General features: G+C 71.9%; 19 protein-coding genes. 11 read left to right on the top strand and 8 right to left on the bottom strand.

Annotated features, from left to right (window positions below):
* Positions 1-177 precede the first annotated feature (177 nt).
* Positions 178-975 carry an IclR family transcriptional regulator gene (locus ACGF12_RS02670; RefSeq protein WP_393024414.1) on the bottom strand — a complete coding sequence of 266 codons (798 nt, stop codon included), beginning with the start codon at positions 973-975 and terminating at the stop codon, positions 178-180.
* A 201-nt stretch (positions 976-1,176) separates the two neighbouring features.
* Here ACGF12_RS02670 and aceB point away from each other — a divergent pair, with 201 nt between their 5' ends.
* Positions 1,177-2,829: a malate synthase A gene (gene aceB / locus ACGF12_RS02675; RefSeq protein ID WP_393024417.1), complete on the top strand. Its 1,653-nt coding sequence runs from the start codon at positions 1,177-1,179 to the stop codon at positions 2,827-2,829.
* Positions 2,830-3,045: 216 nt separating this feature from the next.
* The gene (locus tag ACGF12_RS02680) at positions 3,046-3,447 is read left to right on the top strand and encodes a gamma-glutamylcyclotransferase (RefSeq protein ID WP_393024420.1); all 402 of its coding nucleotides are present in this window, start codon (positions 3,046-3,048) and stop codon (positions 3,445-3,447) included.
* 301 nt (positions 3,448-3,748) lie between these two features.
* Here ACGF12_RS02680 and ACGF12_RS02685 read toward each other — a convergent pair whose 3' ends face one another.
* The 7 genes from ACGF12_RS02685 to ACGF12_RS02715 all read right to left on the bottom strand — a co-directional run bounded on the left by ACGF12_RS02685 (position 3,749) and on the right by ACGF12_RS02715 (position 9,678).
* Positions 3,749-5,134: an 8-oxoguanine deaminase gene (locus ACGF12_RS02685; protein WP_393024423.1), complete on the bottom strand. Its 1,386-nt coding sequence runs from the start codon at positions 5,132-5,134 to the stop codon at positions 3,749-3,751.
* A 69-nt stretch (positions 5,135-5,203) separates the two neighbouring features.
* The gene (locus ACGF12_RS02690) at positions 5,204-6,682 is read right to left on the bottom strand and encodes a nucleobase:cation symporter-2 family protein (RefSeq protein WP_393024426.1); all 1,479 of its coding nucleotides are present in this window, start codon (positions 6,680-6,682) and stop codon (positions 5,204-5,206) included.
* Between the two features lie 271 nt (positions 6,683-6,953).
* Positions 6,954-7,874, bottom strand: a complete 921-nt coding sequence (gene pucL / locus ACGF12_RS02695; protein ID WP_393024429.1) for a factor-independent urate hydroxylase — start codon at positions 7,872-7,874, stop codon at positions 6,954-6,956.
* A 30-nt stretch (positions 7,875-7,904) separates the two neighbouring features.
* Positions 7,905-8,240 carry a hydroxyisourate hydrolase gene (gene uraH, locus ACGF12_RS02700; RefSeq protein ID WP_393024432.1) on the bottom strand — a complete coding sequence of 112 codons (336 nt, stop codon included), beginning with the start codon at positions 8,238-8,240 and terminating at the stop codon, positions 7,905-7,907.
* Between the two features lie 108 nt (positions 8,241-8,348).
* Entirely contained in the window at positions 8,349-8,852 is a 504-nt protein-coding gene (gene uraD, locus ACGF12_RS02705; protein ID WP_393024435.1) for a 2-oxo-4-hydroxy-4-carboxy-5-ureidoimidazoline decarboxylase, read from the bottom strand.
* A gap of 203 nt (positions 8,853-9,055) precedes the next feature.
* Positions 9,056-9,436 carry a helix-turn-helix domain-containing protein gene (locus ACGF12_RS02710; protein ID WP_387626146.1) on the bottom strand — a complete coding sequence of 127 codons (381 nt, stop codon included), beginning with the start codon at positions 9,434-9,436 and terminating at the stop codon, positions 9,056-9,058.
* Complete coding sequence (locus ACGF12_RS02715) at positions 9,433-9,678, bottom strand: thiamine-binding protein (RefSeq protein ID WP_380404961.1); 246 nt, start codon at positions 9,676-9,678, stop codon at positions 9,433-9,435. Before ACGF12_RS02715 ends, ACGF12_RS02710 begins: the two co-directional genes overlap by 4 nt.
* A gap of 216 nt (positions 9,679-9,894) precedes the next feature.
* Here ACGF12_RS02715 and ACGF12_RS02720 point away from each other — a divergent pair, with 216 nt between their 5' ends.
* The 9 genes from ACGF12_RS02720 to ACGF12_RS02760 all read left to right on the top strand — a co-directional run bounded on the left by ACGF12_RS02720 (position 9,895) and on the right by ACGF12_RS02760 (position 21,079).
* Positions 9,895-10,761 (top strand): TIM barrel protein, encoded by an 867-nt coding sequence (locus ACGF12_RS02720; protein ID WP_393024653.1) that lies wholly within the window; start codon positions 9,895-9,897, stop codon positions 10,759-10,761.
* A 147-nt stretch (positions 10,762-10,908) separates the two neighbouring features.
* A complete protein-coding gene (locus ACGF12_RS02725) occupies positions 10,909-11,808 on the top strand; it encodes a 2-hydroxy-3-oxopropionate reductase (RefSeq protein WP_393024439.1) in 900 nt (299 codons plus the stop codon).
* A 370-nt stretch (positions 11,809-12,178) separates the two neighbouring features.
* Positions 12,179-13,321 (top strand): glycerate kinase, encoded by a 1,143-nt coding sequence (locus ACGF12_RS02730; protein ID WP_393024442.1) that lies wholly within the window; start codon positions 12,179-12,181, stop codon positions 13,319-13,321.
* 114 nt (positions 13,322-13,435) lie between these two features.
* Positions 13,436-14,815 carry an allantoinase AllB gene (allB, locus tag ACGF12_RS02735; RefSeq protein WP_393024446.1) on the top strand — a complete coding sequence of 460 codons (1,380 nt, stop codon included), beginning with the start codon at positions 13,436-13,438 and terminating at the stop codon, positions 14,813-14,815.
* A 41-nt stretch (positions 14,816-14,856) separates the two neighbouring features.
* Positions 14,857-16,116 carry an allantoicase gene (gene alc, locus ACGF12_RS02740; RefSeq protein ID WP_393024449.1) on the top strand — a complete coding sequence of 420 codons (1,260 nt, stop codon included), beginning with the start codon at positions 14,857-14,859 and terminating at the stop codon, positions 16,114-16,116.
* A 60-nt stretch (positions 16,117-16,176) separates the two neighbouring features.
* Positions 16,177-17,637: a catalase gene (locus tag ACGF12_RS02745; protein WP_393024451.1), complete on the top strand. Its 1,461-nt coding sequence runs from the start codon at positions 16,177-16,179 to the stop codon at positions 17,635-17,637.
* 324 nt (positions 17,638-17,961) lie between these two features.
* Positions 17,962-18,741: an IclR family transcriptional regulator gene (locus ACGF12_RS02750; RefSeq protein ID WP_393024455.1), complete on the top strand. Its 780-nt coding sequence runs from the start codon at positions 17,962-17,964 to the stop codon at positions 18,739-18,741.
* 215 nt (positions 18,742-18,956) lie between these two features.
* Positions 18,957-19,874 carry a metal-dependent hydrolase gene (locus tag ACGF12_RS02755; protein WP_393024458.1) on the top strand — a complete coding sequence of 306 codons (918 nt, stop codon included), beginning with the start codon at positions 18,957-18,959 and terminating at the stop codon, positions 19,872-19,874.
* 116 nt (positions 19,875-19,990) lie between these two features.
* Complete coding sequence (locus tag ACGF12_RS02760) at positions 19,991-21,079, top strand: PDR/VanB family oxidoreductase (RefSeq protein WP_393024461.1); 1,089 nt, start codon at positions 19,991-19,993, stop codon at positions 21,077-21,079.
* Positions 21,080-21,089: the final 10 nt, after the last annotated feature.

Raw genomic sequence — 21,089 nt, forward strand, 5'->3', positions numbered from 1 at the left:
CGTCGCGGGCCACATCCGCACCAGGGTGGCGCAGCGGTGGCCGCCGACACGGCGCAACCCGCCCGCCCGTCCGTCGAACGAGGGACGTCGAACGGGGCCCGCAGGACGCGGGCAGGTCGAGAGCGGGGCGGCAGGTTGGATCCATCTCCCGCGCTCAGTACGGTTATTGAGGAGATGTCAGGGAGCGAGGACCTGCCCCAGCCGGGTCGCGATCTGGCGCATCACCGGCACCAGCGAGGAGGCGCCGGCCTGCTCCTCCAGCGCCCGGATCCGGGCCTCCGGGCCGGACACCGAGAGCGCGGTGGGCGTCGGCGCGCCGGGGACCGCGAGCGCGATGCAGCGGACGCCGATCTCCTGCTCCTGGTCGTCGACCACGTAGCCGCGCTCGCGCGCCTCGGTGAGCTGGTCCATCAGCTCCTGCGGGTCGGTGGCGGTGTACTCGGTGTGCGCCGGCAGCGGGTTGGGGCCCAGGATCGCGCGCGCCTCCTCCTCGGGGAGCTGGGCGAGCAGCGCCTTGCCGACGCCGGTGCAGTGCGGCTGCACCCGCCGTCCGACCTCGGTGAACATCCGCATCGAGCGCCGCGACTGCACCTGCCCGACGTAGACCACCTCGCCTCCCTCCAGCACCGCCAGGTTGGCGGTCTCGCCGGTGGCCTCCATGAGCTCGGCCAGGTAGGGGCGGGCCCAGCTGCCGAGCAGGCGGCCGGCCGTCTCGCCGAGGCGGATCAGCCGGGGACCGAGGGTGTAGCGGCGCGCGGTGTCCTGGCGGACATAGCCCTGCTGGACGAGGGTACGAACCAGTCGGTGGATGGTCGGCATCGGGAGGCCGGAGCTGGTGGAGAGCTCGCTGAGGGTGGCCACGCCGCCGGAGTCGGCCAGCGCCTCCAGGAGTTGGAAGGCGCGTTCGACGGACTGCACGCCGCCGCTCGCGCGGTCGGCGCCTGTCGTCGATGCTGTGTCGGGGGTCGCAACCACCGGCGTTCCCTTCGCTGTCGGGGAGGAGTAGAGTCCCGGCGACCTCTTCAACAAACCGTTGAAATTCTGTATCGCGGAAACTAGTCTCCACCTTACAGAATCGAACTCGCCGACAGGCGGGTAACGATCGAGGAAGTTCCCGAGGGGGCTCCCACCGGAGCTCCCTTCGCCAGGCTCAACCGTCTTAGGAGTGTCCTGCTCATGGCTGCAGATCAGGGGCCCGTCGGCGCCTCCCCCGCCGCTCCGGTCGTCACTGTCGCCGGTCCGCGCGTCCACCGGGCGGAGGAGGTGCTCACCCCGGAGGCGGTCGCCTTCGTCGTCGGCCTCCATCGCGCCTTCGAGGGACGCCGGCAGGAGCTCCTGGCCAGGCGGAAGACCCGCCGCGCCGAGATCGCCCGTACCGGCACGCTGGACTTCCTGCCGGAGACCGCCGACGTCCGGGCCGGTGACTGGAAGGTCGCCGAGGCGCCGCGCGCCCTCCAGGACCGCCGGGTCGAGATCACCGGCCCCACCGACCGCAAGATGGTCATCAACGCGCTCAACTCCGGGGCGAAGATCTGGCTCGCCGACTTCGAGGACGCCACCTCCCCGACCTGGGAGAACGTGGTCAGCGGCCAGGTCAACCTGATCGACGCCTTCGAGGGCCGGATCGACTTCACCAGCGCCGCCGGCAAGGCCTACACCCTCAAGCCCGCCGCCGAACTCGCCACCGTCGTGGTCCGCCCGCGCGGCTGGCACCTGGACGAGAACCACCTGCTGGTCGACGGCGTCCCGGTGGCCGGCGCGTTCGTCGACTTCGGCCTGTACTTCTTCCACAACGCCGCCCGGCTGCTCGCCAAGGGCGCCGAGGACCCCAACTCCGGCCCGTACTTCTACCTGCCGAAGACCGAGAGCCACCTCGAAGCCCGGCTGTGGAACGACGTGTTCACCCACGCCCAGGCCGAACTCGGCACCCCGCACGGCACGGTCCGCGCCACCGTGCTGATCGAGACCATCACCGCCGCCTTCGAGATGGACGAGATCCTCTACGAGCTGCGCGACCACGCGGCCGGCCTCAACGCCGGGCGCTGGGACTACCTGTTCTCGATCGTCAAGAACTTCCGGGACGCCGGCGAGCACTACATCCTGCCGGACCGCAACAGCGTCACCATGGCCTCGCCCTTCATGGCCGCGTACACCCGGCTGCTGGTGCAGACCTGCCACAAGCGCGGGGCCCACGCGATCGGCGGCATGGCCGCGTTCATCCCCAGCCGCAAGGACCCGGAGGTCAACGCCGCCGCGCTGGAGAAGGTCAAGGCGGACAAGGACCGCGAGGCCGGCAACGGCTTCGACGGCTCCTGGGTCGCCCACCCGGACCTGGTGCCGGTCGCCCGCGCCTGCTTCGACGCGGTGCTCGCCGAGCGCCCCAACCAGAAGGACAACCCGGGGCCGTCCGAGCCGGTCACCGCGGCCGAACTGCTCGACATCGCCGGCGCCGGCGGCACCTGCACCCACGCCGGGCTGCACAACGCCGTCCAGGTCGGCATCCGCTACATCGAGGCGTGGCTGCGCGGGCTCGGCGCGGTCGGCATCTTCAACATGATGGAGGACGCCGCCACCGCCGAGATCTCCCGCTCGCAGATCTGGCAGTGGATCCACAACGGGGTCGTGCTGTCCGACACCGGAGAGAAGGCCACCGCCGAGCTGGTCCGCACCCTGGTCGCCGCGGAGCTGGCCGAACTCCGCACCGAGCTGGGGGCCGAGGCCTACGCCGCCGGCCGCTGGCGCGAGGCCGCCCAGCTCTTTGAGCAGGTCTCCCTGGCCGAGGACTTCGCGGACTTCCTGACCCTCCCCGCGCTTCCCCTGCTGGGCTGAGCACCAATCTATCCGTCGGCGCTGCCGCTGCCGCCTGCCGGGCTGTAGCAGTTCCGCCGCTCCTTTGCTCCGTTCCGTACGGCGACGAAATCCACCTGTCCTCTCGTCGCCGTGCGGAACGGTCTTTTTGTCACGGTCGCGTGCTGCGGTCGCTTGTCGCGGTCGTCGTGTCACGACCGTTTTGTCACGGTCTTTGAATCTGTGAGGAGTCCATCCATGGCGCGCATCTTCTTCAACGGTCAGGCGATGGTAGGCGGACCGTTCCACGCCAAGGTCGCCGACGCCCTGATCGGCCCGGCCCGCACCGCTCCCGGCTACCGCTTCTTCTCCATCGACCACAGCGGCGGGACGGACGTCTGCCCGGGGCTGCTGGCCGACCCGGGGGTGGACGCCGCGATCGAGGGCGAGCTGTACGACATCAGCCTGGAGCGCCTGCGGGATGTCATCCTGCCCGGCGAGCCGCGTGAGCTGGAGCTGGGCGTGATCAAGCTGGAGGACGGCTCGGCGTGCCTGTCCATGCTGCTCGCCCGGGGCGAGCTGGAGCGCGGTGTGCACCGCGAGATCACCCACCACGGCGGCTGGCGCGCCTACCTGGCGACGCTCGGGCGCACGGCCTGACGGTCGAGGGCCTGACTGGCAGCCGTCGTCTGCCGGCCGCCCGGCGCCCCTGGCCGCCCGGCGCTCGGCCGGGTGGGGTTCGGTTCCCGGGTGCGCCGCAGCCCCGGACCCTCGCCGTGGGTCCGGGGCTGCGGTCCGCGCACCGATGGCAGCGAACAGATGACAGGCAACAGATAACAGATGACGAAATCTGTCAGCTGCCAGCTGTCCGCCGCCCGGAGGCGCGCGGAGTCCGGGTCACGCACCGTCCCTGGGCGGCCCGGAGTACAGGGAGCGGGCAGGGAAGCGGGACGCCGTCCCGTCAGAGCGGCCGGGAGGCGAGCTCCTTGGCCGCGCGGGCACAGGCGCGGGCGATCCGGTCCTCGTTGACGGTGGTCAGCTCGCCCTTCTCGACCACGGCGTTGCCGTTGACGAACAGCACCGCCAGCGGCGGCAGCGCGCCGAAGGTGAGGGCCGCGACCGGGTCGGCGATCGAGGAGTGCATGATCCCGTCGATCTTCCACAGCGCCAGGTCGGCGAGCTTGCCGACCTCGATCGAGCCGATCTCGTGCTGACGCCCGAGCACCCGGGCGCCGCCCATGGTGCCCAGTCGCAGCGCCTGGCGCCCGGTGAGGGCGGTCGGGTAGCCGTGCAGCCGGTTGATCAGCAGCGCGTTGCGCAGCTCCGTGCCCAGCTCGCCGGACTCGTTGGAGGCGGTGCCGTCCACACCGAGCCCGACCGGCACGCCGGCCTTGAGCATGTCGGGCACCCGGGCGATCCCCGCGGCCAGGCGGGCGTTGGAGGAGGGGCAGTGCGCGACGCCGGTGCCGGTCTCGGCGAACTTGGCGATGTCGGAGTCGTTCATGTGGACGCAGTGCGCCATCCAGACGTCCCCGCCGAGCCAGCCCACCGACTCGAAGTAGTCGGTCGGCCCCATGCCGAACAGCTCCTTGCAGAACTGCTCCTCCTCGGCCGTCTCCGAGCCGTGGGTGTGCAGCCGTACGCCCTTGCGGCGGGCGAGTTCGGCGGACTGGCGCAGCAGGTCGGTGGAGACCGAGAACGGCGAGCACGGCGCCAGCGCGACGTGCAGCATCGAGCCGAAGGAGGCGTCGTGGTAGCGGTCCACGGCGGCCTCGGAGGCGGCCAGGATGTCGTCCAGCTCCTCGACCGCGTGGTCCGGCGGCAGCCCGCCGTCCTTCTTGCTGCGGTCCATCGAGCCGCGCAGCGCGGTGAAGCGCATGCCGAGCTCCTGGACGGCCTCGATCGAGGCGCCGAGGACGTCGCCGCCGTCCCTGGGGAAGACGTAGTGGTGGTCCGAGGCGGTGGTGCAGCCGGACTTGAGCAGGGCGGCGGCCGAGCCCTGGCTGGCGGCGTGCACGAGCTTCTCGTCGATCCGCGCCCAGGTCGGGTAGAGGGCGACCAGCCAGTCGAACAGGATGTCGTCCTGGGCGAGGCCGCGGGTGATCCACTGGTAGAAGTGGTGGTGGGTGTTGACCAGGCCCGGGGTGAGCAGGTGGCCCTCGCCGTTGATCCGGCGCACCACGTTGTCCAGCCACGCCGGGGCGGGGCCGTTGCCGACGGATTCGATCGTGTTGCCGAGGATGACCACGTGGCCTCGGGCGTACTCGGTGTCGGCGGCGTCGACGGTGGCGATCGCGACGTTCTCGATCACGATCCGCTGGTCGGCGGGTGGGGGCTGGACTGCCATGGTGTCACTCCTATGGGGGAGGGCCAGGAGGGGCGCGCACCTGGTGGTACGCGCCCCTGCCCGGACCGGTCAGGACGGTGTCGCCGTCGGCACCGTCGTGCCGGAGGTCTGGCCGGATCTGGTCCGGCGGGCGGCTCCGACGTGGTGGAAGAGCAGGTTGAGCAGGACGGCCATCACGCAGCCGGCCGAGATCCCCGAGTGCATCAGGGTCCGGACGGCCTCCGGGAAGGAGTCGTAGAAGGCCGGAACGGCGATCGGGATGATGCCGACCCCGAGTGAGACCGACACCAGGATGGTGTTGGAGTTGGACTCCATGCCGGCCTCCGCGAGAGTGCGGATCCCGCTCGCCGCGACCGTGCCGAAGAGCACGATCCCGGCGCCGCCGAGGACGGGCTGCGGGACCAGGGAGACGACCGAACCGAGCACGGGGAAGAGCCCCAGCAGGATGAGGATGCCTCCGCCGGCCGCGACCACGAAGCGGCTGCGGATCTTCGTCAGCGCCACCAGCCCGATGTTCTGGGCGAAGGCGCTGGCGGCGAAGCCGTTGAACACGGGGCTGAGCGCGGTGGCCAGTCCGTCGGCCCGCAGGCCGGCGGCCAGTGTGGCTTCGTCGGCCTCGCGGTCGACGATCTTGCCGAGCGCGAGCATGTCGGCGGTGGATTCGGTCATCGAGACCACCATGACGATGCAGAGCGAGACGATCGCGGATCCGTCGAACATCGGCGCGCCGAAGTGGAACGGGGAGGGGAGGGCGAAGACCTTCGCGTCCTGGACCGCGCTGAAGTCGGCCAGCCCCAGCGGGAAGGCGATCAGGGTGCCGAACGCCAGACCGATGAGCAGGGACAGCTGCTGCCAGAAGCCGCGCAGCAGCCGGTTGCAGAGCACCACCGCGGCGAGGGTGATCGCGGCGAGGCCGATGGCCCGCATGGAGCCGTACCCGGGGGCGCTCGGCGAGCCGCCGCGCGCCCAGTTGACCGCCACCGGGAGCAGGGACACCCCGATGAGGGTGATCACGGTGCCCTGGACGACCGGGGGGAAGAACCGGATGAGCTTGCAGAAGTACGGTGCCGCGAGGAAGCACAGGGCCCCCGCGACGATCACCGCTCCGAAGATCACCGGGAGGGCGTCCTTCGGGCCCCCCGTTCTTTCGATAGAGCCCTTGGCGATGGCGATCATGGGCGCGACGCCCGCGAACGAGACGCCGTTCACGAACGGCAGTCGCGCGCCGATCTTCCAGACGCCGAGGGTCTGGAGCAGGGTGGCCAGTCCGGCGGTGAACAGGCTGGCCGAGATGAGCAGGGCGAGGTCGGCGGCGGAGAGCCCGACGCCGGCGCCGACGATGAGCGGGGGTGCGACGACCCCCGCGTACATCGCGGCGACGTGCTGGAGCCCGGTGGAGAACAGCTTCACCGGGGGCAGCACCTCGTCCACGGGATGGGTGGCGGACCCGGACGGCTTGCCGGGGAGGCGGTGTGACGTGCCGTCCGGGCCTGGGGTTCTTGCTGGGGTGGAACCGCCGTCTGAACTGCTGGTGTTGCTGGGTGCCATGTCGAGCCCCTCTTGTGCTCGTGGCTCCCGGCGCGCCCGTGGCGCTGGAGACCCCCCGAGGGCGGGACGGCGGAGCAAGGATCCCTCGGAGCGCTTCTCCCGTGCCCCGGGCCGGCCGCCGTGAGGCGAACACGAACTCCGGTTGGTGGGGGTGGAGAAACAGGTGGTGCGGATGGTGCCGGTGGTGCGGTCCGCCCGGACTCGACCGGCCCGTGGGGGCCGGAGGGTGCGGCGACTCCGGGCGGAGTCCATGCGGTTGGGGCAGGGGAGGTCAGACGACCGGGATGACCGGTACGACGCCCTCGCGGTGCACGGTGCCCTCGATCAGGCCGTACATGCGGTCCGCGGCGTAGTAGACCTCGTTCTCGTTCTTGAGGCCGAAGGGCTCCAGGTCCACGAGGAAGTGGTGCTTGTTGGGCAGTTCGAGGCGTACCTCGTCCACCTCGGCGCGGTTGTTGAGGACCCGAGTGCCCATCGCGTGCAGGGTCTGCTGCAGCGAGTAGGAGTAGGTCTCGGCGAACGCCTCCAGCATGTGCCGCTTCACGTGGGTGTAGGAGCGGTTCCAGTTGGGCTGGGCCTCGCCGTCCCGGCCGCTGTAGCCGTACTTCCAGCGGGCGGTGACCTGGGTGGCGAGGATGCGGTCGTACGCCTCCTGCAGGGTGGTGTACTTGTCCTTGATGTAGCCCCAGAACTCCGAGTTGGTGGAGTTCATGACGATGAGGTCCTTGAGGCCGGAGATGACCTGGACCTTCTCGCCGTCGTAGACGACCTCGGTCGTGCGGGTCTCCTGGCCGTTGCGGACGAAGGAGTGGCCGACCTCCTCCGAGCCGATGAAGCGGGCCGAGTTGTCCGGCGTCTTGATCCGGTCCCAGGCGTACTCCTCGATCCGGATCCGGGCGCTGTGCACGACGCCGCGCTCGGTGTCGTCGACGAAGTGCCGGGCCAGCAGGATGCCGAACGCCTCGGCCGACTCGATGCCGTACTCCTTGGCGAAGGCGTAGACGGTGTTCTTGGTGGTGTCGGTGGGAAGGCAGTTGGCGTTGGACCCGGTGAGGTGGACGTCCTCGAACTCGCCCTGGAGGGAGACCGAGACGTTCAGGTCCTTGATCTCGTGGCGGGTGGAGTCGCGGTAGACCCGGACGATGCGGTTCTCCGCCTTGCCGTACTGGTTCTGACCGAGCACGTGGGCCATGACAGGCTCCTAAGCTTCCAGGTCGGTCTACTAGCTTCCGCGGTAGACCGAGTATCCGAACGGGTTCAGCAGCAGCGGCACGTGGTAGTGGTGCTGCGCGGGCGCGACCGTGAAGACGATCGAGACCTCGGGGAAGAACGGCGGCTCCGTCGACAGCTGCGCGTAGTGGGCGCCGGTGTCGAAGAGCAGCCGGACGACCGAGCCCGCCTCCACGGCCGGCAGGTCCTTGACCCGGCCGTCGGAGTCCGTGGCGGAGGTGCCGAGCACCTGCCAGCCACCCTCGGTGTGCAGTGCGAGCTCGACCGGGACGCCCTCGGCCGGGCGGCCGAGGCTGGTGTCGAGCACGTGGGTGGAGATGCCAGTCATGGGTGAGGTGACCTTACTGGTGGCAGAGGTGGTGGTGCGCCGGTTCTCTGGTGGAGATGCGGCATCCGGACGGCATGCGCCGGTCCACGAAGCATTCTTGACGATGTGTCAGGACTCGTCGAGGAGGCGGTTGAGTCGGATGTCGTTGATCTTGCGCAGCTCGCCCCGGACGATCTCCGCCTCGGTGGCGGGGTCGTTGGGGTGGCGCTCGCGCAGGGCGGCGAGCATGGTGGCCGCGGTGCGGCCGGTCGCGCAGATCAGGAACACGTGGCCGAACTTCGCCTCGTAGGCGGCGTTGGCCTCGTGCAGTTCGTCGAGGATCGCCTGATCCACGCCCTGGATGCCGGCCTGCTCGCGCTCGGAGGTGGCGTCGCCCGTCCTGGGCTGTCCGATCCGGGCGTGTCCGGCCATCGCGTCGCGCAGGTCCGCGTCGCTCAGTGCGGCCATCGCCGCCGCGTTGGCGGCGAGCAGGGCCTCGCGGCTGGACCAGGGCTGGGCCGCCGCGATCGCGGCGGCCCAGCCGGGGCTGGAGCATACCTCCAGCAGGAGCCCTGCCAGCTCCGCGGCATCGGCCGCGGCCAGGGCGTCAAGGGCGTGGGGGTGGTTGGTCACGAGTGGACCTCCTGAAGAGTGGTGCCACCCGGAAAAGCTAGATCGACCCCACCCGGCCGTCAACAGTTTGTTGAACGGTTGGTGGTTACGTTTTGAACCGGCCCGCGATGCCGGGCCCTTTCGTGTGCGATTCGCCAAGTGTGCCCCGCCCTGGGCCGATCCACACTTTCTCCAGCGGCGGGGTCACTCGCTTCGCGGGCCGTTCAGGAGGACTTCGTGCCGTCCTGGCGGTTGAGGTAGTTGTACACGGTGAAGCGGCTGACGCCGAGCGCCGACGCGACCGTCTCGACCCCGTGGCGGACGGTGAAGGCGCCTCGCTCCTCCAGGAGGGCGACGACCCGCTGCTTCTCCCAGCGGTCGAGCTCCGCCAGCGGCCGGCCGTCGAACTGGCGGGTCATCTCGGCCAGCAGCCGGTCCAGCGCACTGCTCAGGTGCGGCAGCCGGACGGCCAGGGCCGGGGCCCCCTCCCACTCCAGGACGACGTCCTCGGCCTTCGCCTCGTCCAGGGGGACGGGCGTCGCGCCGACCGCGTCCAGTAGCGGCTTGACCGCCGCGGCGAGCGGGTGTTCCGCGTGCTCGGTCACGGCGTACCGCCCTCCTCGCCCAGCACGCTGACCTGGACCGAGATCCGGGTCGCCCCGGCGTCCAGGGTCTCCCGGAGCAGTCGGGTCACCGCGGCGAGGACCTGGTCGGCCTCGCCCTCGGCGCCGGTCCCGAAGGGGCCGACCGAGACGTCCAGGCCGGCCTCGTCGACGACCTTGCGGGCCGTCGCGGCGTGCTCGGGGAACGTGTCCAGTTCGAACGGTTCTGTCGTGAACTCCACCATCAATCGCACGTGCTCACTGTATCGAGCGGGGGTGGCGGCGGGCAGGGGCTGGGTGATCGAACAGCCGTGGACCCGGGGGACGGGCGCCGTCCAGCTGCTTCAACAAAATGTTGCGGCGCCCTTGACACTCGCTCGGCGGGCCGGAGATGCTTCCACCACACAGAATCCCTCTTCCGGATCGTGGAAGTTGCGGATGAAGGAAGAGAGTGAGAGGTGATGGACGTGACGGCGGCTGCCAAGCACGGCTTCACGGTCAACCTGTCGATCCTGTTCAGCGAACTCCCGCTGCTGGAGCGCCCCGCCGCGGCTGCCGCGGCCGGTTTCACGGCCGCCGAGCTCTGGTGGCCGTTCGGCACGGAGCACAGCCCCTCCCGGGCCGAACTGGACGCGCTGCGCAAGGCGTTCAGCGACGCGGGGGTCCGGCTCACCGGCCTCAACTTCCTGGACGACCTGAGCCAGGGCGTCCGGGGCACCGTCTCGGTCCCGTCCGAGAAGGAGCGGTTCCGCGCCAACGTCCCGGTCGCGGCGGAGCTCGCCGCCTCGCTCGGTGCCACCGCGCTCAACGCGCTGTACGGCAACCGGGTCGAGGGCGTCGAGCCGGCCGAGCAGGACGCGCTCGCGCTGGAGAACCTGGTCATCGCCGCCGGGGCGGCGCACGAGATCGGCGCGATCCTGCTGGTCGAGGCCCTCAACAAGGCCGAGTCGCCGGACTATCCGCTGGTCTCCGCCGCCGCCGCGGTCGAGGTGGTCGACAAGGTCAACGCCGCCACCGGCCTGGGGAACGCGAAGTTCCTCTGCGACCTCTACCACCTGGCCAAGAACGGCGAGGACCTGGCGGCGGTCATCGACACCTACGCCGACCGGATCGGCCACGTGCAGATCGCCGACAACCCGGGCCGCAACGAGCCCGGCACCGGCGAGCTGGACTTCGAGGACCTGTTCGCCCGGCTCAGCGCCGCCGGCCATCAGCCGATGAGCGGCTCCGCCGCGGGCGGCTTGATCGGCCTGGAGTACCGCCCCTCCACCGGCGTCAGCGCCGACAGCTTCGGCTGGCTGCCGCGCGAGCTGCGCGCCGCCCGCTAGCGCGGCCCGCTCGCGCAATCCGCCCCGCGCAATCCGGCAGCGCAACCCGGTGGCCGGCCCGGCGGCGCGGTCCGGGGGCGTTCCCGCGTCCCGTCCGTCCGCCCGGCAAGCCACCACCCACCCCGCACACGTAAGGAACTCGACGCGATGAGCGCCTCCCGCAAGATTGCCTTCGTCGGCCTCGGCATCATGGGCAAGCCCATGGCCGTCAACCTGGTCAAGGCCGGCCATCAGGTGACCGGCTTCGACCTCTCCCAGGCCTCGATCGACGCCGTCATCGCGGCCGGCGGCCAGGGCGCCGCCGGCATCGCGGACGCGGTGAAGGACGCCGAGGTCGTCATCACCATGGTCCCGGCCGACCCGCACGTCGAGGCGGTCATCCTCGGCGAGGGCGGCGTCCTGGAGAACGTCAAGGCCGGCACCCTGGTGATCGACATGTCCTCGATCACCCCGCAGACCTCCATCAAGGTCGGCAAGGCCGCCCGGGAGAAGGGCGTGCGCACGCTGGACGCCCCGGTCTCCGGCGGCGAGGCCGGCGCGATCGAGGCGGTCCTGTCGATCATGGTCGGCGGCGAGGCCGCGGACTTCGCCGAGGCCAAGCCGCTGTTCGACGCGCTGGGCACCACGGTCATCCACGTCGGCCCCGACGGCGCCGGCCAGACCGTCAAGGCCGCCAACCAGCTGATCGTCGCGGTCAACATCCAGGTGCTCGCCGAGGCCGTGGTGTTCCTGGAGAACGCCGGTGTCGACCTCGCCGCCGCGCTGGACGTGCTCGGCGGCGGCCTGGCGGGCTCGACCGTGCTCAACCGCAAGAAGGCGAACATGCTCAACCGCGAGTTCGCCCCCGGCTTCCGGATCGACCTGCACCACAAGGACATGGGCATCGTCACCGACGCCGCCCGGGCCGTGGGCGCCGCGCTGCCGGTCGGCGCCGTGGTGGCCCAGCTGGTCGCCTCCGCCCGGGCCAACGGCGACGGCTCGCTGGACCACTCGGCGCTGCTGCGCGGCGTCGAGCGGCTCTCCGGCCGCGAGGTCAAGCAGCCCTGACCGAGGTCAAGCGGGCCCGACCAGGGCCTTCGGCCCGAACAAGCTCCTCCTGGCGGCGTGTACCTGATCCGGTCGTGCCCGCGCCGCCAGGAGGTCAGGCCCGACCGGCGTGCGGGCCGGGGCTCATCCACCCGCCCGCCGGTCGATCCAACCGGTGACGCGCGCACCCTCCCCGGGGGCACTTCGGTCGTGCCTTGCGCGTCGCCTGTCCCCCTCCCCGCCGAGGGGAGCCCCTCGTACGTCGGAAGCGGGACGAGGGGAACGGCGGGGAGGGGGTCGCACCACCCGGGAGGGTCTCGCATTCCCGAGGCCACCGGACCCATGCTTGTCGAACCACCGCCAGACCCCGTACGGAAGTGAGGACCACGCGATGCCCCCCACCCCCCACCAGGGCCATGTGGTCGTAGCTCCGGACAAGTTCAAGGGCACCCTGGAGGGTGCCGAGGTCGCCGCCCGGATCGCCGCCGGCATCCGGCGAGCCGCGCCCGGCACCGAGGTGCGCGAGCTGCCCGTCGCCGACGGCGGCGAGGGGACCCTGGCCGCCGCGCTCGCGGCGGGCTTCACCCGGGTCGCGGCCAAGGTGGCCGGCCCGACCGGCCTGCCGGTGGACGCCGCGCTGGCCGTCCGCGGCGACACCGCCGTGGTCGAGCTGGCCCAGGCCTCCGGCCTCGCCCGGCTGCCCGGCGGCCGCACCGCCCCGCTCGCGGCCGGCTCCTACGGGGTCGGCCAGCTGATCGGCCGGGCGGTCTCGATGGGCGCCAAGCGGATCGTGCTGGGCCTCGGCGGCAGCGCCTCCACCGACGGCGGCGCCGGCATGGTGCAGGCGCTCGGAGTGCGCCTGCACGACGCCGACGGCACCGAACTGCCGCCCGGCGGGGCCGCGTTGCGCAAGCTCGACCGGATCGACATCGGCCGCCTGGCGGAGCTGCTGACCGGCGTCGAGATCGTGGTCGCCTGCGACGTGGACAACCCGCTGCTCGGCCCGCGCGGCGCGACCGCCGTCTACGGCCCGCAGAAGGGCGCCGACGGGGACGACCTGGTGGTCCTGGAGGACGGCCTGACCCGCTTCGCCGACCAGGTCGCCGCCGTCACCGGGCGCGATGTGCGGGAGGCCCCCGGCGCCGGGGCCGCGGGCGGGGTGGGCTTCGCCGCCCTCGCCCTGCTCGGCGCCACCATGCGACCCGGTATCGAGCTGCTGCTCGAACTGCTGGGTTTCGACGAGGCCGTGCGTGGGGCACGCCTCGTCGTCACCGGCGAGGGCTGCCTGGACGCGCAGACGCTCCATGGCAAGGCCCCCGCCGGAGTCGCCGCAGCGGCTGCCCGGGCGGGGGTTCGGGTGGCCGCTGTGGCGGGCCGGTTGGAGCTCTCCGAGCCCGAGTGGCGCGCGGCCGGCTTCACCGCCGCGATCGCCCTCACCGACCTGGCCGAGCAGCCGGGGGACAGCATGACCAGGGCCGGTGAGCTGGCCGAGGTCGCGGGGGAACGGCTGGCCGAGGTGCTGCTGCCGGGCTGAGCCCTCGTACGTTCCGCCATTGACGTTTTGTTGAAGGCGGGCCTAGGCTCCCGGCAATCCTTCGCCTCCGCCCGTGTTCCACCACCCCCAACTCCCAGGTTTCGGAGGTCCCCCATGCCTTTCAGCCAGCCGACGGTGATCCGCTCCCGTCGGGCGGTGCTGCCCGACGGTGAGCGCCCCGCGGACGTGCTGATCCGGGACGGGAAGATCGAGCAGGTCGCCGCGTACGGCTCGCTCGCGGTCGGCGACAGCCGGCTCGTCGACCTCGGCGACACGGCCCTGCTGCCCGGCCTGGTCGACACCCACGTGCACGTCAACGAGCCCGGCCGGACCGAGTGGGAGGGCTTCGCCACCGCCACCCGGGCCGCCGCGGCCGGCGGCGTCACCACGATCATCGACATGCCGCTCAACTCGATCCCGCCCACCACCACGGTGGAGGGGCTGGCCGTCAAGCGGAAGACCGCCGAGGGCCAGGCCTGGGTCGACCTCGGCTTCTGGGGCGGCGCCGTCCCCGGCAACGTCCCGGACCTCGAACCCCTGCACCGGCAAGGCGTGTTCGGCTTCAAGAGCTTCCTCGCCCCCTCCGGCGTCGACGAGTTCCCGCACGTCGAGGGCGCCGACCTGGAGGCCGCGCTGGCCGAACAGGCCCGGATCGGGGCGCTGGCGATCATCCACGCCGAGGACCCCGGCGTGCTGGCCGCCGCGCCGCAGCAACCCGGCGCCCACTACCGGGACTTCCTCGCCTCCCGTCCCGCCGACGCGGAGACCGCGGCCGTCGCCCACCTGCTCGAAACCGCCCGGCGCACCGGTGCCCGGGTGCACATCCTGCACGTCTCCTCGGCGGCCGTGCTGCCGCTGCTGCGCCGGGCGCGCGAGGACGGCGTACGGGTCACCGCCGAGACCTGCCCGCACTACCTGACCCTCGCGGCCGAGCAGGTGCCGGACGGCGACACCGCCTTCAAGTGCTGCCCGCCGATCCGTGACGAGGCCAACCGGGACGCGCTCTGGGAAGCCCTGGGGCGCGGTGAGTTCATCGCCGTGGTCTCCGACCACTCGCCGTCCACCCCCGACCTCAAACTGCTGCCGGAGTACGGTGGCAGCGGCGACTTCGCGGCCGCCTGGGGCGGGATCGCCTCGCTGCAGCTGGGCCTGCCGGCCGTCTGGACCGAGGCCCGGCGACGCGGCCACACCCTGGCCGACGTGGTGCGCTGGATGTCCGCCGGACCGGCCGAGCTGGTCGGCCTCACCGGGACCAAGGGCGCCATCGCGGTGGGCTGCGACGCCGACCTGGTCGCCTTCGACCCCGACGGCGAATTCGCCGTCCACGCAGGGGAGTTGCACCACCGCAACCCGGTGACCCCGTACGCGGGACGGACGTTGACCGGTGTCGTCCGCACCACCTGGCTGCGCGGCCGCGCGGTGGACACCGGCGCCGAGCCCTTCGGCCGTCAGCTCACCCGGCCGGCCGACTCCCTTTCCGACACCGCTTCCTGAACCGACACCGCCTGAACCGAACGCCTTTCTGAGGAGAGTCAGTGACCACTGCCGACACCCCGAGCGCTCCCTTCACCGAGCTGGTCAACCTGGCCTCCCGGCTGCTCGGCGCGGGCGTCGTCGCCACCAATGAGGACACCTTCGCGGACGCGGAGAACCTGCTGGTCGCCAAGCCCGCCGAGTTCCGCCCGCACACCTTCGGTCACAAGGGCCAGATCATGGACGGCTGGGAGTCCAAGCGCCGCCGCGGCGTCTCCGCCGACCAGCCGCACCCCACCGACCAGGACCACGACTGGGCGATCGTCCGGCTCGGCGTCGGCGGCGTGATCCGCGGCCTGATCGTCGACACCGCCCACTTCACCGGCAACTACCCGGAGAGCGCCTCGGTCGAGGCCGCCTCCGTACCCGGGCACCCCTCGCCCGAGGAGCTGCAGGACGCCGAGTGGACCGTCATCGTGCCGCGCACCCCGCTCCAGGGGGACACCGCCCACGAGTTCGCCGTCCAGGACGACACCCGCTACACCCACGTGCGGCTGAACATCTTCCCGGACGGCGGCGTCGCCCGGCTCCGGGTGCACGGCGAGGTGCTGCCCGACCCGCGCGAACTGGACGGCCTCACCTTCGACCTGGCCGCCCAGGAGTACGGCGGCGTCGCCGAGGCGGCCTCCGACCGCTACTTCTCCTCCCCGCACAACCTGAACGCTCCCGGTCGCGCCTCCGTCATGGGCGAGGGCTGGGAGACCCGGCGTCGGCGCGACAAGGCCAACGACTGGGTGCAGATCGCCCTGGCCGGGGGCGGTGAGGTCCTGGCCGCCGAGGTGGACACCACCCACTTCGTCGCCAATGCCCCCGGCTGGGCCGACCTGGTCGGCTTCGACGCCTCGACCGGACAGGACCCGGCCGACGGCGAGTGGTTCGAGATCCTGCCCCGTACCCGCCTGCAGCCCGACACCCGGCACCGCTTCCGGCTCGACGTGGGCCGCCCGGTGACCCACGTGCGGATCAACGTCTACCCGGACGGCGGGCTCGCCCGCCTCCGGCTCACCGGCCGTCTCACCGAGGCCGGCCGCGCGGCCCTCGCGCTGCGCTGGTTCAACGCCGTCCCGGCCGCCGAGGCCGCCGCCGCGCTCACCGCCGCCGGCCTGACCGGCGAGGAGGCCGCCGCGCTGGCCGCCGCCCGCCCGCTGGCGGACCCGGCCGCGGCCACCGCCGCGGTGGCCGGCCTCCAGCCGGCCGACGGCCCCGACGGCGAGCACTCGGCCCGCCGCCGGTCGGCGCTCTGGCGCCTGCTCGGCGTCTGAGCCCCGCGCGGCCCGTCCACCTCTCCACGCACCGCCTTATCGACACCTGAAGGACCCTCCATGTCCAAGATCCTGACCACGGAGTCCGGCGCCCCGGTCGCCGACAACCAGAACTCGGCCTCGGCCGGCGAGTACGGCCCGCTGCTGATCCAGGACCAGCACCTGCTGGAGAAGCTGGCCCGGTTCAACCGCGAGCGCATCCCGGAGCGCGTCGTGCACGCCCGCGGCTCCGGCGCGTACGGCTACTTCGAGGTCACCGACGAGGTGTCGCAGTACACCCGGGCGGCGTTCCTGTCCGAGGTCGGCAAGCGCACCGAGGTCTTCCTGCGCTTCTCGACCGTGGCCGGCAACCTGGGCGCCAGCGACGCGGTGCGCGACCCGCGCGGCTTCGCGCTGAAGTTCTACACCGAGGACGGCAACTACGACCTCGTCGGCAACAACACCCCGGTGTTCTTCATCAAGGACCCGATCAAGTTCCCCGACTTCATCCACTCGCAGAAGCGCGACCCGTACACCGGCGTGCAGGAGGCGGACAACGTCTGGGACTTCTGGGCACACTCGCCGGCCTCGACCCACCAGATCACCTGGCTGTTCGGTGACCGCGGCATCCCCGCGTCCTACCGCCACATGAACGGCTACGGCTCGCACACCTACCAGTGGGTCAACGCCGAGGGCGAGGCCTACTGGGTGAAGTACCACTTCAAGACCAACCAGGGCATCCGCAGCCTGGACGGCGACCAGGCCGCCGAGGTGGTCGGCGCCGACGCCGACTCGCACCAGCGTGACCTGCACCAGGCCATCGAGCGCGGGGTGTTCCCGTCCTGGACCCTCTACGTCCAGCTGATGCCGGTCGCCGAGGCCGCGGACTACCGCTTCAACCCCTTCGACCTCACCAAGGTGTGGCCGCACGCCGACTACCCGCTGGTCAAGGTCGGCCGCCTGGTGCTCAACAAGAACCCGGAGAACGTCTTCGCCGAGGTCGAGCAGTCCGCGTTCTCGCCGAACAACTTCGTGCCCGGCATCGGCCCCTCCCCGGACAAGATGCTCCAGGGCCGCCTGTTCGCCTACGCCGACGCCCAGCGCTACCGCCTCGGTGTCAACCACACCCTGCTGCCGGTGAACGCCCCGCGCGCCACCGAGGCCAACAACTACGGGCGGGACGGCTTCATGGCCGTCAACAGCGCCGGCCGCGGCAAGAACTACGAGCCCAACTCCTACGACGGCCCGGCCCAGAGCGACAGCGCGCTCGCCGCGCCGGTCAAGGTGGACGGCTACACCGGCACCTACACCACGCCGGCCCACACCAAGGACGACGACTTCTTCCAGGCCGGCGAGCTGTACCGGCTGATGTCGGAGGGCGAGAAGACCCGCCTGATCGCCAACATCGCGGGCTTCCTGGCGCAGGTGACGCGGGACGACGTGGTGGAGAAGAACCTGGCCCATTTCCACGCCGCCGACGAGGAGTACGGCGCCCGGCTCGAGGCCGCCGTCGCCAAGCTGCGCGCCGGCGACGAGGGCTGAGCCCGACTCGGGGCCGGGGACTGACTGACTCTTCCGCACCCTCACCGGCCGCCGGGGCCCGCACCCCGGCGGCCGTACGACGGGCCTCTCCTCCCGGGCAGTGGGGGAGGGGCCCGTCGGGCGTTGTGCGGCTGTCGTCGTCCCGCGGGGTCCCTTGTACGGGTGGGCCCGCTCGTACCGGTAGGGCCCCTTGTACCAGCCAACCGGCAGCTGCTCCACGGAATGTTCACGGATATTCACGGACGCCAGTTGCCGAGGCCACCTGATGGCTAGGCTGGAGGCTGCCCGCGGTCGCTCCGTGGGGGGACATCGGAAGGGGACGACATGTCGACACCAGCCCCGGGTCGTCACGCCGCGCTGGACCAGGGCCTGCCGGGCCCGTTCACCTCCCTGCAGCACGCCCTCAGACTGCTGGAGGCCGTCGACCGGCACCCCGACGGCGCCACCCTGGTCGCCCTGGCGCGGGATACCTCGCTCGGCCTGCCGACCGTCCGGCGGCTCGCGGAGCTCCTGGAGATCGAGGGCTACCTCCAGTGCCAGGACGGTGGTTGGGTGCTCGGCGGCACCTTCGCCCTGCTCGGCCAGCACAACCGGGAGCAGCTCGTCAAGGCCCGACTGAACCGCAAACTCGCTGAACTCCGGGACGAGTTGGGCGCTGCGGTGTACTTCAGTCGGTACTACGACGGGGAGTTGTCGGTCGAGGCGGTCTCGGCGGCCGACTACGCGCCGGCCGTGCAGGAGTGGGTGGACTTCCGTGCCACCGCGCACGCCAGCGCGATCGGCAAGTGCCTGCTCAGCCAGCTGGACGTGGACGGGCGGCGCGACCACCTCTCCCGTCACCCGGTCGCCCGGCTCACCTCCCGTACGGTCACCGACACCGACCAGCTGATGCACCGGCTGGAGCGGCAACCCGCGACGGTGCCGGTGCTGGACATCCAGGAGTACGCGCTCGGCACGGTGTGCGCGGCGGTGCCGATCACGGCGGGCAGCACGGTCGGCTGCCTGGCCACCTCGATGCCGGTGGGCAACATCCACAAGCTGAAGGCCGCCGCCGAACTGCTGGCGGCCCAGGCGGCGCCGCTGATGCTGGCGATGGCGGTCTGAGCCCAGGTCGCCGGGCCCCGTCGGACGTATCGCGTCCGGCGGGGCCCGTCTGCTTACCGCTGCTTTCCGGCGGGGTGTTTCCGGAGGCGCCCTCCAGTGCGCATCACTTATTAGACTCGATGTCGATAAGGGGTGCCGAAACCCTTGTCGCTGCCACTACCGGCGAGTACGTTTCCCTGAGCCGAGCCGCCGCTCCCAGGTCAGGAGGGCCTGCCATGCCCCGATCCACCCCCGTCCCCGCCATCGCCGCCCCCGCCGTGCGCGTGCACGACAGCCTCGTCCTGGAGCCCCGGGACGTCCGCTTCGACTGGGCCCGACTGCCGCTGCACTGGGTCCCGGACGAGCCGATGGCCACCCACATCCTCAACGTTCTCCACCTGCTGCTGCCCGAGGGTGAGCGCTGGTTCGTCAAGGTGTTCAAGGAGGCGCTGCCGCTCATCCGGGACGAGCAACTGCGCGAGGAGGTGCTCGGGTTCATCGGGCAGGAGGCCATCCACGCCGAGGCGCACCAGGAGGTGCTGGACCACCTGCTCGGCCAGGGGCTCGACCCGCGCCCGTACGTTCGCCAGGTCGCCTGGGTCTTCCAGCGGGTGCTCGGGGAGCGGCCTGGGCTGAGTCCCATGAAGCAGCGCGAGGGCCTGATCGAGCGGGTCGCCGCCATCGCGGCGATCGAGCACTACACCGCGTTCCTTGGCAACTGGATCCTCAACTCCCCGGGTCTGGACCGGGCCGAGGCCGACCCGACGATGCTCGACCTGCTGCGCTGGCACGGTGCCGAGGAGGTCGAACACCGCAGCGTCGCCTTCGACCTGCTGGTCCACCTGGACCCTGGTTACATGCGCCGGGTGCGCACCATGATGATGGCCGGCCCGTTGCTGGTGCAGCTCTGGGTGCGCGGTGTGCGTTTCCTGCTGGCCGCCGACCCGACGCTGAGGGGGCGGCTGCGACCGAGCTGGCTGGAGGCGTACCGGATCACCAAGCGTGGGTTGCTGCCCGACCCGGTCAAGTCGCTTCGCTCCGGCCTGCGGTACTTCAAGCCCGGCTACCACCCGACCCAGGAGGGCTCCTCCAGCCAGGCCCTCGGCTACCTCGCCTCCTCTCCGGCCGCCCGCGCCGCCGCAGCGAACAGCTGACAGATTTCAGACGACAGCTTTCAGAGAACAGAGAACGTCATCTGTTATCCGTTCGCTGAAACCTGAACCCCCGTCGGCCGTACTCGCCACCCCCTCCCCACGCCAAGGATCGCCGGATGGATCTGCTCACCCCGCCCCCCGACCTGTACGGCCGCCCCTGGGCGGACCGCTTCCTGACCCGCCTCACCGCGATCCAGGACCGGTACGTGCAGGCCCTCGGTGGCCCCCTGCTGCGGCGCAGCCCACGCCGCCCGCTCAGCCGACCCGCCGCGCCGCTCCAGCTGGTGGTCACCGCCCGGCGCGGACTCGCCGCAGACGTCATCGAGTTGAGCCTCGCCGACCCCTCCGGTGGCCAGCTGCCGCCCTGGCAGCCCGGCGCCCACCTGCGTCTCGTCCTGCCCTCCGGCCGCGAGCGCCACTACTCGCTCAGCGGCGACCCGGCCGACCGCCGCAGCTACCGGATCGCCGTCCGGAAGCTGCCCGAGGGCGGCGGCGGGTCCGTCGAGATCCACGACACCCTGCACCCCGGCGCCCGCCTCACCGCCCGCAGCCCGCGCAACGGCTTCGCCTTCTGCGCCGAGCCCACCGTCCTGCTGCTCGCCGGCGGCATCGGTATCACCCCGCTGCTGCCGATGGCCCGCGAGGCCCAGCGCCACGGCCTGGACTGGCGGCTCGTCCACGTCGGCCGCAGCGCCGACACCCTCCCGTACGCGGACGAGCTGCGCGCCCTCGACCCGCACCGCGTGGTGCTGCGCACCGACGACGAGCACGGTGGCGTCCCCACCGGCGCCGAACTGCTCGCCCACGCCCCGCGTGGCGCCGCCGTCTACTGCTGCGGCCCCGCCCCGATGCTCGCAGCCGTCCAGCGGGCCCTGGACGAGTCCCGGGCCTGCGCCCTGCACTTCGAGCGCTTCGGCGCCGCCCCGATCACCGACGGCAAGCCCTTCGCCGTCCGGCTCGGCACCGACGGTCCGACCCTGGAGGTCCCCGCCGACCGCTCCGCCCTGGACGTGCTGCGCGAGGCCCGCCCGGACCTCCCGTACTCCTGCCACCAGGGCTTCTGCGGCACCTGCGAGGTCCGCCTGCGGTCCGGCACGCCCGACCACCGGGACCGCCGCCTCACCCCCGAGCAGCGCGCCGCCGGCGCCCTGCTGCCCTGCGTCTCCCGGGCCGCCGAGGGCGAGACCCTCGTGCTCGACGTCTAGAAGGAGCCCC

This window comes from Kitasatospora sp. NPDC048296, assembly GCF_043201815.1.
Taxonomy (GTDB): Bacteria; Actinomycetota; Actinomycetes; order Streptomycetales; family Streptomycetaceae; genus Kitasatospora.

Bases quoted from the DNA above. Each gene is read 5' to 3' on its own strand.
- ACGF12_RS02685 (WP_393024423.1), bottom strand. From the start codon at position 5,134: ATGGCAGTCCAGCCCCCACCCGCCGACCAGCGGATCGTGATCGAGAAC.
- ACGF12_RS02720 (WP_393024653.1), top strand. From the start codon at position 9,895: ATGGACGTGACGGCGGCTGCCAAGCACGGCTTCACGGTCAACCTGTCG.
- ACGF12_RS02750 (WP_393024455.1), top strand. From the start codon at position 17,962: ATGTCGACACCAGCCCCGGGTCGTCACGCCGCGCTGGACCAGGGCCTG.
- ACGF12_RS02715 (WP_380404961.1), bottom strand. From the start codon at position 9,678: ATGGTGGAGTTCACGACAGAACCGTTCGAACTGGACACGTTCCCCGAG.
- ACGF12_RS02690 (WP_393024426.1), bottom strand. From the start codon at position 6,682: ATGGCACCCAGCAACACCAGCAGTTCAGACGGCGGTTCCACCCCAGCA.
- ACGF12_RS02680 (WP_393024420.1), top strand. From the start codon at position 3,046: ATGGCGCGCATCTTCTTCAACGGTCAGGCGATGGTAGGCGGACCGTTC.
- ACGF12_RS02730 (WP_393024442.1), top strand. From the start codon at position 12,179: ATGCCCCCCACCCCCCACCAGGGCCATGTGGTCGTAGCTCCGGACAAG.
- ACGF12_RS02760 (WP_393024461.1), top strand. From the start codon at position 19,991: ATGGATCTGCTCACCCCGCCCCCCGACCTGTACGGCCGCCCCTGGGCG.
- pucL (WP_393024429.1), bottom strand. From the start codon at position 7,874: ATGGCCCACGTGCTCGGTCAGAACCAGTACGGCAAGGCGGAGAACCGC.
- uraH (WP_393024432.1), bottom strand. From the start codon at position 8,240: ATGACTGGCATCTCCACCCACGTGCTCGACACCAGCCTCGGCCGCCCG.
- ACGF12_RS02745 (WP_393024451.1), top strand. From the start codon at position 16,177: ATGTCCAAGATCCTGACCACGGAGTCCGGCGCCCCGGTCGCCGACAAC.
- ACGF12_RS02755 (WP_393024458.1), top strand. From the start codon at position 18,957: ATGCCCCGATCCACCCCCGTCCCCGCCATCGCCGCCCCCGCCGTGCGC.
- ACGF12_RS02725 (WP_393024439.1), top strand. From the start codon at position 10,909: ATGAGCGCCTCCCGCAAGATTGCCTTCGTCGGCCTCGGCATCATGGGC.
- allB (WP_393024446.1), top strand. From the start codon at position 13,436: ATGCCTTTCAGCCAGCCGACGGTGATCCGCTCCCGTCGGGCGGTGCTG.
- aceB (WP_393024417.1), top strand. From the start codon at position 1,177: ATGGCTGCAGATCAGGGGCCCGTCGGCGCCTCCCCCGCCGCTCCGGTC.